Source organism: Paenibacillus methanolicus (assembly GCF_008124765.1).
In the GTDB taxonomy this organism is placed as follows: Bacteria; Bacillota; Bacilli; order Paenibacillales; family Paenibacillaceae; genus Paenibacillus_Z; species Paenibacillus_Z methanolicus.
The window spans coordinates 284,052-296,585 of record NZ_VNHS01000006.1 but is presented as its reverse complement, the minus strand read 5'-3'; the positions used below and the strand labels follow the sequence as shown (position 1 = coordinate 296,585).

13 protein-coding genes are annotated in these 12,534 nt (G+C 54.8%); 9 read left to right on the top strand and 4 right to left on the bottom strand.

The window, feature by feature from the left end:
- Positions 1-17: 17 nt before the first annotated feature.
- Both BCM02_RS17565 and BCM02_RS17560 read right to left on the bottom strand, forming a co-directional pair.
- Positions 18-476 (bottom strand): hypothetical protein, encoded by a 459-nt coding sequence (locus tag BCM02_RS17565; RefSeq protein ID WP_148930416.1) that lies wholly within the window; start codon positions 474-476, stop codon positions 18-20.
- Positions 477-488: 12 nt separating this feature from the next.
- Complete coding sequence (locus BCM02_RS17560; RefSeq protein WP_246183426.1) at positions 489-1,253, bottom strand: hypothetical protein; 765 nt, start codon at positions 1,251-1,253, stop codon at positions 489-491.
- Between the two features lie 158 nt (positions 1,254-1,411).
- Here BCM02_RS17560 and BCM02_RS17555 point away from each other — a divergent pair, with 158 nt between their 5' ends.
- From BCM02_RS17555 to BCM02_RS17535, 5 genes are all read left to right on the top strand, one after another.
- On the top strand, positions 1,412-2,107 hold the full coding sequence (locus BCM02_RS17555) for a class I SAM-dependent methyltransferase (RefSeq protein WP_246183439.1): 696 nt from the start codon (positions 1,412-1,414) through the stop codon (positions 2,105-2,107).
- A gap of 282 nt (positions 2,108-2,389) precedes the next feature.
- Entirely contained in the window at positions 2,390-3,244 is an 855-nt protein-coding gene (locus tag BCM02_RS17550; RefSeq protein ID WP_148930580.1) for an amino acid ABC transporter substrate-binding protein, read from the top strand.
- A 12-nt stretch (positions 3,245-3,256) separates the two neighbouring features.
- On the top strand, positions 3,257-3,934 hold the full coding sequence (locus BCM02_RS17545; protein ID WP_148930414.1) for an amino acid ABC transporter permease: 678 nt from the start codon (positions 3,257-3,259) through the stop codon (positions 3,932-3,934).
- A gap of 12 nt (positions 3,935-3,946) precedes the next feature.
- On the top strand, positions 3,947-4,696 hold the full coding sequence (locus BCM02_RS17540) for an amino acid ABC transporter ATP-binding protein (RefSeq protein ID WP_187434289.1): 750 nt from the start codon (positions 3,947-3,949) through the stop codon (positions 4,694-4,696).
- Positions 4,697-4,816: 120 nt separating this feature from the next.
- A complete protein-coding gene (locus BCM02_RS17535) occupies positions 4,817-5,422 on the top strand; it encodes an acetylglutamate kinase (RefSeq protein WP_148930412.1) in 606 nt (201 codons plus the stop codon).
- 58 nt (positions 5,423-5,480) lie between these two features.
- On the opposite strand, the gene BCM02_RS17530 is transcribed toward BCM02_RS17535, so the two are convergent.
- A complete protein-coding gene (locus tag BCM02_RS17530) occupies positions 5,481-6,218 on the bottom strand; it encodes a GNAT family N-acetyltransferase (protein WP_148930411.1) in 738 nt (245 codons plus the stop codon).
- Positions 6,219-6,608: 390 nt separating this feature from the next.
- Between BCM02_RS17530 and BCM02_RS17525 the strand changes: the two genes are divergently transcribed.
- The gene (locus BCM02_RS17525; RefSeq protein ID WP_148930579.1) at positions 6,609-7,826 is read left to right on the top strand and encodes a GTP-binding protein; all 1,218 of its coding nucleotides are present in this window, start codon (positions 6,609-6,611) and stop codon (positions 7,824-7,826) included.
- A 356-nt stretch (positions 7,827-8,182) separates the two neighbouring features.
- Positions 8,183-8,494 (top strand): hypothetical protein, encoded by a 312-nt coding sequence (locus tag BCM02_RS17520; RefSeq protein WP_148930410.1) that lies wholly within the window; start codon positions 8,183-8,185, stop codon positions 8,492-8,494.
- 83 nt (positions 8,495-8,577) lie between these two features.
- On the opposite strand, the gene BCM02_RS17515 is transcribed toward BCM02_RS17520, so the two are convergent.
- Entirely contained in the window at positions 8,578-10,149 is a 1,572-nt protein-coding gene (locus tag BCM02_RS17515; RefSeq protein ID WP_187434272.1) for a Calx-beta domain-containing protein, read from the bottom strand.
- Between the two features lie 447 nt (positions 10,150-10,596).
- Here BCM02_RS17515 and BCM02_RS17510 point away from each other — a divergent pair, with 447 nt between their 5' ends.
- On the top strand, positions 10,597-11,565 hold the full coding sequence (locus BCM02_RS17510) for an ABC transporter permease (protein ID WP_148930408.1): 969 nt from the start codon (positions 10,597-10,599) through the stop codon (positions 11,563-11,565).
- Between the two features lie 18 nt (positions 11,566-11,583).
- Positions 11,584-12,471 (top strand): carbohydrate ABC transporter permease, encoded by an 888-nt coding sequence (locus tag BCM02_RS17505; RefSeq protein WP_148930407.1) that lies wholly within the window; start codon positions 11,584-11,586, stop codon positions 12,469-12,471.
- The last annotated feature ends 63 nt before the right edge of the window (positions 12,472-12,534 follow it).

Genomic DNA, 12,534 nt, shown 5'->3' with positions numbered 1-12,534 from the left:
CGCTGCTAGTTCATGTCTTAGCTTAGATGTTTAATCGCCGATACGCCCAGCGCGGTGTTGTTCCACAGCAGTTCCACGATTGTTTCCCTGTCGCGCTCCTCGCACCGGATCATGAGCACGACCTCGCTCGTGATCGCTCTCGCGCCGTTTTTCGTTTTGCGCAGAAGGAGCATTTTAAGCCCGAACCCGACCCCCGCGCCCGACAAGAGCCCGATCAAGCCCCACCAGATTGGGCCCCAGGCCAGCTCGTAACCATAAATCGCGCCAAGCAGCATGAGGCAGGTGCCGAGGATGGCGGCCGCGTCCATCGTGCTGAAGCCGTCCGCGCTGTGGATCGTATCGAATAGCTTGCGCGGCTCCGTCCGTTTATCCAGCGGTACGGCTAAGATTTGCTCATTCGTCAGCCCTTTTTGCGTAAGCGCGGAGAGCGCCAGCTCCAGGAAGATGGATTGCTCGAAGGTTGCGATAATATACATCGGATGGGCACCTCATTTGAACGGCATTTTGAAAGCGGCCGATTGAAAATGGTTGCGAAGATAGTAGGACTGCTCCTTCTCGAACAGCTTGTTCTGCTCGACAGAGGAGACGTATGCATCGTAGAAAATAAAGCAATAGATGGACGGCAGATACATGAGCCACTGCATGTCGATCATTCTCGTAGCCTCCTCCGTGTGTCCGGTCAAGCTAAGATGTATGGCCGGAAGCAGATGGGAGAAATAAATGACCGCGGTCGTGTAACCGAAGAAAAACAAGCCGGAGATGACCTTGTGGACATACAGGTGGCCGAGTCCCGGCATGATGGCCGACCAGGCGAGCGCGACCCAAGGCTTGCGCTTGTCCAGATAGTTCATGTCCCAAGGACCGATTCGCGTCGCGATCATGGGCGCGTCTTCGCGGTCGGCGAGCAGGTAGAGTTTGTTGATGTCGACGGTGGAGCGGTACGCATCCCAGATCGCGTACACATAGATGCCGAGATACGCGATCAGCCAATTTTGGTCCAGCGATTGCTTGGCCAATTCGAACTTCCCTTGCAGCGAATACATAATGCCGGTGTTCACGCGTGCCTTGTTGTTGATGAAGATTTCCCAGAGTATAAGGATGAACGCCTTCGTATACCGCTGCAGCAGCAAATTGCCGAAGCCGGGATAAGAGAAAGCGAAGAAAGCCACGACCCACGGATTGCGCAGGTGAAGCTGGTTGGTCGTGAAGGGAGATAAGTGCGCTCGCGGGCGTCTGGCGGTCGTGGGGGGCACGTCTTGTTCTCCTTTCGGCATCGGGTCAATGATACAAAGGTTTCTCATAATTGCCCGGCGATATTCCAGAAGCGCCAATCGTTCCCAACCTTCTTGTCCGGCGGATAAGCGAGATTGTACAATAAAGGGAATGAAGGGGGCTGATGCGAGTGGAACGGATGGAGCGAATCAGGCAAGCGGAGAAGCAATATCACGACGAATTGTTCAATGCGCATCGGCTGTTCGAACCGGGATCATGGATGAGCAAGCCTGTCGGCGCCGTCATGGAGCACATCGATGAGCTGCTCCCGCGCGATGGTTTGCAGGTGCTGGACCTGGGCTGCGGTCCCGGCCGGCACAGCATACCGATCGCGCGGCGAATCGGCGAGGGCGGAGGTCTGGTCACGGGCGTCGATTTGCTGGAATCCGCGGTAGCCAAACTGGGGGAGTACAGCCGGGAATACGGCGTCGAGCGATGGGTTCGCGGCGTGCGGTGCGACATCGAGTCCTATCGGATCGAGGAGGGAGCCTACGACTATATCATCGCGGTATCTTCGCTTGAACATCTTCCGTCCGAAGAAGCGCTAACTCGTAAATTGGCGGAGATGGCGGTCGGCACGAAGTCGGGCGGCATCAACGTGCTTCTCGTCAATGCGTCGATCAAGGAAACGGCGGTCGGCACCGGGGAGCGGCTCGCGCCGATGTTCGAACTGAATTTGACGAAGGAGCGGCTGCGCGAACTTCTAACCGGTGCTTATGCGGGCTGGGAGGTACTGTCGGACGACAGCAAACAGCTTGTATTCCCGATCGACCGAGACGGTCGGCAGGTCGAGCTGGCATCCGACTGCGTGACGTTTGCGGCACGCAAGCCGTGATTCTCGAGGTTTCAAAGGTTTCATTCGAAGGTGAAGAGAAGACCGGAACCGTTATGGTTTCGGTCTTGTTTTTGTTGGCGTAATACAATAAATTTCCAGATATTCGTATATGGTTATGCGAATATGGAATACTATCACAGAATTTAACGGTTGCAACTCGTAACTCAAGTTGAATCTACCGAGTTGACGGCATATACTAATAGATGTTACGATGTTCGATATCTTATTAATCTAGTAGGGATAGAGGGGTAACACCCGTAGACAGAAGGAGAGAATCGCATGATGAAGAAACGCAATTACGTGCTGCTGATGCTGGCGGTCGTCTTGACGATGGCGCTTGCCGCTTGCGGCGCGAAGAACGAGTCCAATAATTCCGGGACTGGCAACGGTACGACGGCCGGCACGGCGAATAACGGCGGCGAGAGCGCGGAGGCGACGCTGCTCGATACGATCAAGAAGGAAGGCAAAATTCGTTTCGGCACGGAAGGCACGTACGCGCCGTTCACGTTCCATGACAACAACGGCGATCTGACGGGCTTCGACGTCGAGCTTGCGCGCGAAGTGGCCAAGCGTCTCGGCGTGGAAGCGGAATTCGTCGAAACCAAGTGGGACGGCATGTTCGCGGGCATCGATGCCAAGCGCTTCGACGTAATCGCGAACCAAGTGTCCATTAACGAAGATCGCCTGGCGAAATACGACTTCTCCGATCCGTACATCGTCTCAAAGGCGGTGCTGATCGTCCATGAAGACAACGCCGACATCAAGGCGCTCCCCGATCTGAAAGGCAAGAAATCCGGCCAGTCGCTTACGAGCAACCTGACGCAGATCGCCAAAGACAACGGCGCGGAAATCGTGCAGGTCGACGGGTTCAACCAAGCGATCGAGATGCTCATCTCCAAGCGGATCGACGCGACGATCAACGACGGTCTGTCGTTCCTGGACTTTAAGAAGCAGAAGCCGAACGCCCCGATCAAAATCGTGGCGGAGACGGAGGACGCTTCGCAAAGCGCGTTCCTGTTCAACAAAGGCAACACCGAGCTCGTGCAAGCGGTCAACGAAGCGCTGAAGGCGATGAAGGACGACGGCACGTACTTGTCCATCTCCGAGAAATATTTCGGCGCCGACGTCTCCAAATAACAGGCGTTCGATATGAGTGATCAATCGACCAGACTGTGGAACATCTTCGTGGATTCGTTCCTGCCCCTGCTGAAAGCAGGGGTCCTTTTTACGATTCCGCTTACGCTGATTTCGTTCGCGCTCGGATTGATCGTCGCCCTGCTGACCGCGCTGGCGAGGCTGTCCGATATCCGGGTTTTATCCGGCATTGCGCGCTTCTACGTGTGGATTTTCCGGGGAACGCCGCTGCTCGTGCAGTTGTTCATCATTTTCTTTGGGCTAGCCCATGTCGGCATCATTATCGATCCATTCCCGGCGGCGGTCATCGGCTTCACGCTGAACGTCGGCGCCTACAATTCGGAAGTGATTCGCGCCGCGATTCTGTCGGTGCATAAGGGGCAATGGGAAGCGGGCTTCTCGCTTGGCATGACGCGCATGCAGGCGCTGCGCCGGATCGTGCTGCCGCAGGCGGCTCGCGTCGCCGTCCCGCCGCTGTCCAATTCGTTCATCAGTCTCGTCAAAGATACGTCCTTGGCGGCAAGCATCGCGCTTACGGAGCTGTTCGGCAAAGCGCAGCAATTTACGGCGACTTATTACGAGCCGCTCTTGCTCTACACGGAGGCCGCGCTCATCTATCTGATGTTCAGCACGGTGCTTTCATTCTTGCAAGCGAGGCTGGAGCGGCGGTTCGACCGTTACTCGGCCAGATAGAGGTAGACTATGATACTGCAAATGACGAATGTGAAGAAGGCGTTCGGACGCCACGAAGTGCTGAAGGGCATCGATCTGACGCTGAACAAAGGGAAAGTGCTCGTCATCATCGGCCCTTCCGGTTCGGGCAAATCGACCTTGCTGCGCTGCATGAACCTGCTCGAGACGCCGACGGACGGGCAGCTTAGCCTCGGAGGCGTGTCGTTGGATTTCGCGGGCGGCCGCAAGTCGGCGAAGAACGCGGTATTGGAGATCCGGAAGCGGACCGGCATGGTGTTCCAAAGCTATAATCTGTTCCCGCACCGCACCGTGCTGGAGAATATTATCGAAGGACCGGTCATCGTGCAGCGCAAACCGGTGGAGGTGGCCAAGCTTCGCGCCATCGAGCTGCTGCGCAAAGTGGGACTTGCGGACAAGGCGGACGCTTATCCCCACCAGCTCTCCGGCGGCCAGCAGCAGCGCGTCGGCATCGCGCGGGCGGTGGCCATGGATCCGGAGCTGCTATTGTTCGACGAGCCGACATCGGCGCTCGATCCGGAGCTGGTCGGCGAGGTGCTGAAGGTTATACGCGAGCTGGCGGCGGAAGGGATGACGATGGCGGTCGTCACGCACGAGATGAAATTCGCGGGCGAGGTCGCCGATCAGGTCGTATTCATGGACAACGGTTTGATCGTGGAATCGGGATCGCCGGATCAAGTACTGAAGCGACCGGCGAACGAGCGGACGAGGATGTTTTTGTCGAGGTTGACGGACACGAAATAAGGATAGACCCAAGGGGGAGCCAAGGCTCCTCTTTTTTGTTTTTTGCATGGGCCAAACACGGACGCGAACTCTTGCCTATATACTGTAGCAGAATATTGGCAAAAGGAGCTAACGACGCGCATGTACGGATATTATCAAGCCTATCCTTATTATAATTTCAGAGTTCAACCGCCTATGGCATGGACGCCTTCGCAAGTGGAGCTGGATCGGAAGTTGAGAGCGTTATGGGAGCAGCACGTAAATTGGACCCGACTGACCGTGAATAGCATTATCGACCGTCTACCGGACGAGAGCGCCACAACCGCGAGACTGCTGCGCAATGCCGATGATTTCGGCGCGGCGCTTGAGCTGCTGTACGGTCCTGCGATCGCTTCGGGATTCGCCGGACTGCTCAGGGATCATCTGACGATAGCGGCTGAGCTGGTGAAGGCGCTCCAAGCTGGCAATACGGCGGCGGCTGAGAATGCGCAGAAGCGCTGGTACGAGAATGCGGACGATATCGCGCTGTTCCTGAGCCGCATCAATCCGTACTGGTCGCAAGCGGAATGGCAGAAGATGATGCACGAGCACCTGAGGCTGTTAACAAGCGAAGTCTCCACCCGGCTGATGAAGAATTATGAGGAGAACGTCGCGCTTGGCGACAGGATCGAGACGCAGGCGCTCGAGATGGCCGATATGATGACAACAGGCATCATCCAGCAGTTCCCGGCTCATTTTAACGCGTAACGAGAAACGGAATTTGTTCGGATCGTACGGCTGTTCGCAGCGTGCAATAGCGAGAACGTTAGCGGGAGGCGCAGCGATACCAGTATCGGTATGCCTCCCGGTAACCAAGCTTCGCATACAGACGTAGCGCGGGCGCATTATTCAGCACGACCGCCAAATAGCCGAAGCGTGCGCCTTCCTTCTTGCCCCAATGCAGCAGATGAAGGATCATCTGCTCGGCGAATCCCCGGTTCCGATAGGCCGGGTCGGTTACGATATCGTAGAGGCCGATATAGCCTCGCTCGATGACGCCGAAGCCGCAAGCAACCGCTTTTCCTTCCGCATGGAACGTGATGAAGCCCGTTCCCGTTCTAATCTTACCGAGCATGCGGGTCATAATAGCTTGGTGATGAGCGGACGTGCCGGTCAGTCTGCAGAAGTCCGCGACCCAGCTGTCGGATGGGTGCGTCTCGATGCGGCATTCGGCGGGCATCGGTTCTCGGAGACGAATAAGCTCCAATGTTTGCACGCTGGTCATATCCACCTGCTCATAGCCGCGATCCGACAACAGGCGATCCAACCCGTCCGGCGCGGATGCAGTCAGTTTGAAGACGGGGCGCAGCCCGTTCTCCCGGTAAATCCGCTCGCAGGCGTCGATCTTCGGCGCCAAGTCGCGCTTCCCGCCATAGATCGGACTGACCGAGTTGGCGCGTTTGGTGTAGCCCTCGGCAAAGCGAAGCACCCAACCGTCATAGAGCACGGTGGAGAGAGCCGGCCAATTGTTCAGCGACAGCTCTTCGATAAACGTCATATCCATCGGATAACCTCCTTTACATATTTTGAATTATTATACGTCTGTATGAATAAAAATACAATATAGTTGAATGGTTATACACGAATGCGGGATATTGAATAGTAATAATTACATTTGACTACCTGCTTGGTTGTGTGCTAGGATTCTATAAGTAAAAATTACGAATTAAACAAACCGTTGTAAGCTGGTCAATTATGGACATGAACAGGTCGTATGTGATTCGTGTTTGCGCGTTGGATCATGAGCAAGTCGTAAAGGTGGATGATGAGATAGGTTTCAAGCGGGGGCCGGTTCCCAGAATCCCAGGAGAGTTTTTTATTGCATGTTGTTTGATCGTAAAAATTACATAATGGAGGCTGCCGATAGATGCGTACATTAGAATCCGAACACCAAATGGAAAAAATAAAGGATCATGCGCCGCATACGAAGCCGATTCCGGTCACGGTATTGAGCGGCTATCTCGGCGCGGGGAAGACGACGATCTTGAACCATGTGCTGAACAATCGGCAGGGACTGCGCGTCGCGGTCATCGTCAACGATTTGAGCGAAGTGAACATCGACGCCGAGCTGATCCGCGACGGCGGCGGACTGTCGCGCACGACCGAGACGCTCGTGGAGATGTCCAATGGCTGCATCTGCTGCACGCTGCGCGAGGATTTGCTGCGCGAGACGCAGCGGCTTGCGATGGAAGGAAGGTTCGATTACATCTTGATCGAATCGACCGGCGTCGGCGAGCCGGTCCCCGTCGCCCAGACCTTCACGTATGTGGACGAAGAGCTCGGCATTGATTTGAGCGCCGTATGCAGGCTCGACACGATGGTAACCGTCGTCGATGCCTACCGCTTCTGGCACGATTTCGCGTCGGGCGAGACGCTCATGGACCGCAGTCAAGAAGCGCATGAGCATGATACGCGCGAGGTAGTGGATCTGCTGATCGACCAAATCGAATTTTGCGACGTGCTGGTGCTGAACAAATGCGATCTCGTCGGCGAAGCCGAACTCGCGCATTTGGAAGGCGTGCTGCGGAAGCTGCAACCGAGGGCGAGGCTGATCCGCGCGGAGAGCGGCAAGGTGAATCCATCCGATATTATGGGCACGAGCCTGTTCGATTTCGAGACCGCGAGCGCTTCGGCGGGCTGGCAGCGCGAGCTGGACAAGCCGTCGCATACCCCGGAGACGGAAGAGTACGGCATCGGCTCCTTCGTCTATGAGCGCGTAAGGCCCTTTCATCCGTCGCGTCTGATGGATTGGATGTCGTCGTGGCCGGAGGAGGTCGTGCGGGCGAAAGGCATCATGTGGCTCGCGACGCGGAACGATTTCGGACAATCGATTAGCCAGGCGGGGCCGTCCATTCAATTCGGTCCTTCGGGATACTGGGTGGCGGCGCTGCCGGAAGCCGAGAAGAACGAGATCTTGAGCGAGGAGCCGGAGCTGCGCGAAGTCTGGCACCCGCGCCATGGCGACCGGATCAACAAAGTCGTCTTCATCGGGATCGAATTGGACCGGCAGCGGCTGACGGACAGCTTGGATGCGTGCCTGCTGACGGAAGAGGAGATGGCGCTCGATTGGCAATCGTTCGAGGATGATCTTCCGAACGCGGAGGCGGTATAGAGCGAATAGAGTCCGTTGGCCTTCGCGCCTCGTTCCGAGACAAAAAAAAGCGACCCGCACGAATGCGGGTCCAAGTGTTTATATGAATGGGGGGTCGTTGATTCTTATTACCCCCGGTAACAGGAGAATAAACAGGCAATCGAAATATATTTATAAAAGTTTTTCCGACGTAGCGAAGAGACGCGCGCAGACGGGCTTTCAAGGCCTGATCCGGCTCAATATGCTTTTGCTCTGGATCGATCTGGAAGCCTCGTGCGATCAGGTAGAAATTTGTCGAAAACAACTTTACAGCTTTCCTCGTCCGATCGTAAGATAGCTCTTAGAGGCCGTATCGGCTGAAGAGAGGATATGGGGATATGTCGAAGAAAAAGGTATTGGCGGGCCTAATCATTCCGCAAATCATTTATGTGCTGTTCATTCTTGTCTGGATTTTCGTCTCGATCGCGTCGGTGATGATGTTCGATTCGCCGGGATCGGAGAACCACCTTGGCGTGTGGGCGATGTTCCTGCTCATTATCGCGTACCCGGTCGGCCTGCTTGCCGGACTTATTATGAGCTGGGTGTCATTCATCCGCAGAAAGTATCGGGCCGCGCTCTTGTGGAACGGCATTCCGCTGCTGTGGGTGCTGCCGATCGGCGGATTCCTGGTGTATGCGAATTTCAGCTAATAAAACCAATACCCCCGCTCTCATTACTGCTAGGGACAGTGTTGAGGCGGGGGATTTTTGATGCCTGTTGAATTAAAAAGTGACTAGTCGTTGTCCCGAATCATGATATAAGTCCGGTTGTTTTCCACGGTGTTCAACACTTCGACAGGGCCGTCGAGCTTAAGGAGGAACGACTCCGTCGTTTCCTTTACTGCATCGTCAACGACTTGAATAAGGATCGTCTTCTTCGTCTCGCCATTCGCGAACGTCAGCGTGCCGCTTGCCGGGATAAAGTCGCTTTGCTTAGCAGCCGTGTCCGCTGCCGTGCTGTAGTTCACCATCAGCTTTCCTCCGGAACCGCCTACCCGATACACCTCCACGGTCACCGTACCGGCATTCTCATTCACCCATTTCACCTGCGATTGCGGATCGAACTGGAGCTTGCCTTGCGGCGCTTCGTGGACGGTGACGACGATGCTTGCTTCGTAATACTTGTAATAATTCCTCCATACGACGACTGTTATCGTTGCCGTACCTGGCGCGATTGCCGTGACTTTGCCGCTCCATTCTTCTACTTCGGCGACTGCGGGATTGGAGGAGTACCAGCCCATACTCTCGTATTCTGTTGCTTCCACAGGCTGCAGAATCGCCTTCAATTGCGCGGTTTCATTCAACGAATGAAACTCCAGCTTGTCCTTATCTATGGTGACGCCGCTAACGGGATGGAACTCGATGAGACTCAATTCATATATGGTGCTGCCTTCCGCCCGGTAAAGCTTGCCGTCGCTTCCCGACTTGAAAGGCAACAGGCCGTTTAGATCTTTGAGCCGGATCGAATCCCCATTCAGCTTCGGGTTCGTGTAGAAGTAGCCGTCGGTGAAGGGGTCTATATTGCCGGAGTATACGAGGTCTCCGTTTTCGCTTAAATAGTTAAACGAAACGATACTGCCCATCTGCTGTTTAATCGGGATTACGACGCCGGTAGGAGAAGTGAGATCGAAGCGCCGAACATCCCAGTCGGTTCTTAGCGCCATCCACCCGTTATTAAGGTCAAAATCAAAATATTCGCGCATGTAGCCCACCTTATTGGCTTGGCCTTCCTCATAGGCAAACATAGCCCAATAAATGTCCGATGTATGTTCGCGTTCCATGTCAAGCATTCGTTGGCCATCAATGGCGTTAGGTGAATAGCGATCGCCTCCATGGAGATTCGTCCGCACGGAGCGGCCGTTATAATACTGGGTATAATAATCGGCTTCATCCCGGTACGTGACATGGCCGTTGCTAGTTAGAATAGCGTAGTCCACGCGGGAGTAGATCCCCGTCTCCGCGGTAATATCCTTGGTGCTGTTCGCGGGCAAGTTCGCCAGCCAAACATGATACTGCCCGTTTTCCGCGTCCTTCGTGGTATAAACCGCGTAGCTGCCGGCAACCGTAAAGGTTTGCTCTAGGCTGACAGCAAATAGTTGCGGCTCCACTTGACCGTCCCACGTATACAGCTCATTGCCGGCTTTATAGACAAGGCCACCTGGAAATAAGTGAATCTTGGAGATGCCGGCAGCGGGGACAGAGGTCTCCTGAAGTGTGCTGCGGTCGTGAATGAACCAGCTGCTTCCGTTTGAATAGAGAATACGGGTGTCGTCCCATTCCTGGATCGTGCCTGGGACTGTTGCCACTGGGGTTTTCGTCACGGCTTGGGCGTTCGCCGAAGTGGCGAGACCTAGTATTCCCAGTAGAAAGAACAGGGTGAAAAGTAGGCGGCGGGGGATGCGGGGACTTGCGAGCTTCACGAAATTGACCTCCCTTAAATTAAAAAAGTCGCTGGATGCAGTGGGTAACCAGATAATAACAATTATAGATGCGATTATGAGGTTTAAAAATAGTACTCCGGTCAGCATGGATAGTAGAAAACTGTCGATTCCAAGAGAATTAGCTAAAAAAGCTTTAAAGCTTCAAGAAAAAAGCTGCTCGTGGTCCTCGTTTGCGATTTGCAATCCGTTTTTCCTTCACCTAAAAAAATGTCACCATAACCAAAATCGCAAGCCTATTATTGTCGGGTGCCGCATTCTACAATGAGAACACAGAAAGGGCTTACATGATAGAGAGAGAGGAAGGTGCTGCCGATGGGCGCAAAGGCGCGAACCGGCGCGGAGTTGGAGAGCAATACCGCAGGAAAGGCGAGAACGACTAGCATATGGCGCAAAATTTACGGGCAGCGCTACCTGCAAGTGATGGCTTTGCTCGGCGTAGCGTGGATGCTCGTGTTCAATTACATCCCGATGTACGGGATTATCATCGCGTTCAAGGAATACGACATTATTTATTCGATCTCCGAAGCGCCGTGGGTTGGCTTGGAGCATTTCAAGGCCTTTCTCGAGGACGACAGCCTGCCGTACGTCATCAAGAATACGCTCGGCATGAGCTTGTTCAAGTTACTGATCGGGTTTCCGCTGCCGATTATTTTCGCCCTGCTGCTGAACGAGCTTCGCTCGGCGATTTTCAAACGGTGGGTGCAGACGATCTCGTATTTGCCGCACTTCTTGTCCTGGGTTATTCTGGGCGGCATCATGGCGACGTTCCTCGCCGACGTCGGGATCATCAACAAGCTGCTGCTTGCGCTCGGGTGGATCGACGAGCCGATCATGTATTTGGCGGAACCGCAATACTTCTGGTCCATCGTCGTCTCCTCCGACATCTGGAAGGAGCTCGGATGGTCCGCGATCATCTATCTGGCCGCCATATCGAGCGTCTCGCCCGAACTATATGAAGCGGCGACGATCGACGGCGCCGGACGATTCCAGAAGATCTGGAATATTACGCTTCCTTCGATCAAAGGGACGATCTCGATTCTGTTCATCCTGGCGATCAGCGGCATTCTCAATTCCAACTTCGATCAAATTCTCGTCCTGCGCAACGCGCTGAACGAAACGTCCAGCAACGTCATCGACGTCTATGTGTACCAGACCGGTTTGGCTTCGGGACGGTATTCGTACGCGACGGCCGTCGGTCTCATCAAATCGCTAATCGCGCTTGTCCTGCTGCTCGCCGCCAACCGGGTGACGAAGCGGCTGAGCGATACGTCCTTATTCTAGTCAAAGGCGGTGCAGCCCATGTTATCCTTCAAGCGGCAAACCGTCTCCGAGACGGTGTTCGAAATCGTTAACGCCATCATTATGCTGCTCATATGTTTCCTCATGCTCTATCCGATCTGGTATGTCGTCATCAATGCCTTCAACGACGGAGAGGACGCGATGCGCGGCGGCATCTATTGGTGGCCCAGAGAGTTTAGTTTATCGAGTTTCAATGCGGTGTTCCGCAGCGAAGGCATCATGACGGCGATGGGCATTACGATCGCCAAGACGCTGATCGGCGTCCCGGTGCACGTGTTTTTCACGGCGATGGTCGCCTACGCCTTCTCCCGCAAGGAGCTGGTCGGCCGCAAGCTGTACATGCTGATCGGCACGATCACGATGTTCTTCGGCGGCGGGCTGATTCCGTACTATCTGCTCATCCGCGACCTGCATTTGCTGGATAATTTCCTTGTGTACATAATTCCCGCGGCATTCAGCTTCTTCGACCTCATCATCTTCCTGTCGTTCTTCCGAGAAATCCCGCAAGGACTGGAGGAGGCGGCGAAGATCGACGGCGCGAACGACTTCAAGATTTTCTACAAAGTCATCCTGTTCGTCTCGCTGCCGGTCGTCGCGACGATCGCCCTGTTCCATGGCGTCTATCAATGGAACGATTACTTCACCGGCATGATCTACATGAACGATCAGAATTTGCAGCCGATCCAGACCTACCTGTACCGGGTCGTGGCCCAATCGAGCTCGAACCAGATGCTCGCGGCCATGCCGAGCGGCGTATCCGTTAGCGTCACGAGCCAATCGCTCAAGCTCGCCACGATGGTCGTGACGACGGCGCCGATCGTCGTTGTCTATCCGTTCCTGCAGAAGTATTTCGTCAAAGGCTTCATGATCGGTTCGATCAAAGGCTAGGGCGCGATTGCGGTTACCAACTCCGCCTTAACCGGCGGGGGTTGCTAATAGATTTCATTCCAC

Excerpts from the sequence above, each read along its gene's own strand:
- BCM02_RS17565 (WP_148930416.1), bottom strand. The coding sequence starts at position 476 with ATGTATATTATCGCAACCTTCGAGCAATCCATCTTCCTGGAGCTGGCG.
- BCM02_RS17555 (WP_246183439.1), top strand. The coding sequence starts at position 1,412 with ATGGAGCGAATCAGGCAAGCGGAGAAGCAATATCACGACGAATTGTTC.
- BCM02_RS17550 (WP_148930580.1), top strand. The coding sequence starts at position 2,390 with ATGAAGAAACGCAATTACGTGCTGCTGATGCTGGCGGTCGTCTTGACG.
- BCM02_RS17545 (WP_148930414.1), top strand. The coding sequence starts at position 3,257 with ATGAGTGATCAATCGACCAGACTGTGGAACATCTTCGTGGATTCGTTC.
- BCM02_RS17535 (WP_148930412.1), top strand. The coding sequence starts at position 4,817 with ATGTACGGATATTATCAAGCCTATCCTTATTATAATTTCAGAGTTCAA.
- BCM02_RS17530 (WP_148930411.1), bottom strand. The coding sequence starts at position 6,218 with ATGGATATGACGTTTATCGAAGAGCTGTCGCTGAACAATTGGCCGGCT.
- BCM02_RS17525 (WP_148930579.1), top strand. The coding sequence starts at position 6,609 with ATGGAAAAAATAAAGGATCATGCGCCGCATACGAAGCCGATTCCGGTC.
- BCM02_RS17520 (WP_148930410.1), top strand. The coding sequence starts at position 8,183 with ATGTCGAAGAAAAAGGTATTGGCGGGCCTAATCATTCCGCAAATCATT.
- BCM02_RS17510 (WP_148930408.1), top strand. The coding sequence starts at position 10,597 with ATGGGCGCAAAGGCGCGAACCGGCGCGGAGTTGGAGAGCAATACCGCA.
- BCM02_RS17505 (WP_148930407.1), top strand. The coding sequence starts at position 11,584 with ATGTTATCCTTCAAGCGGCAAACCGTCTCCGAGACGGTGTTCGAAATC.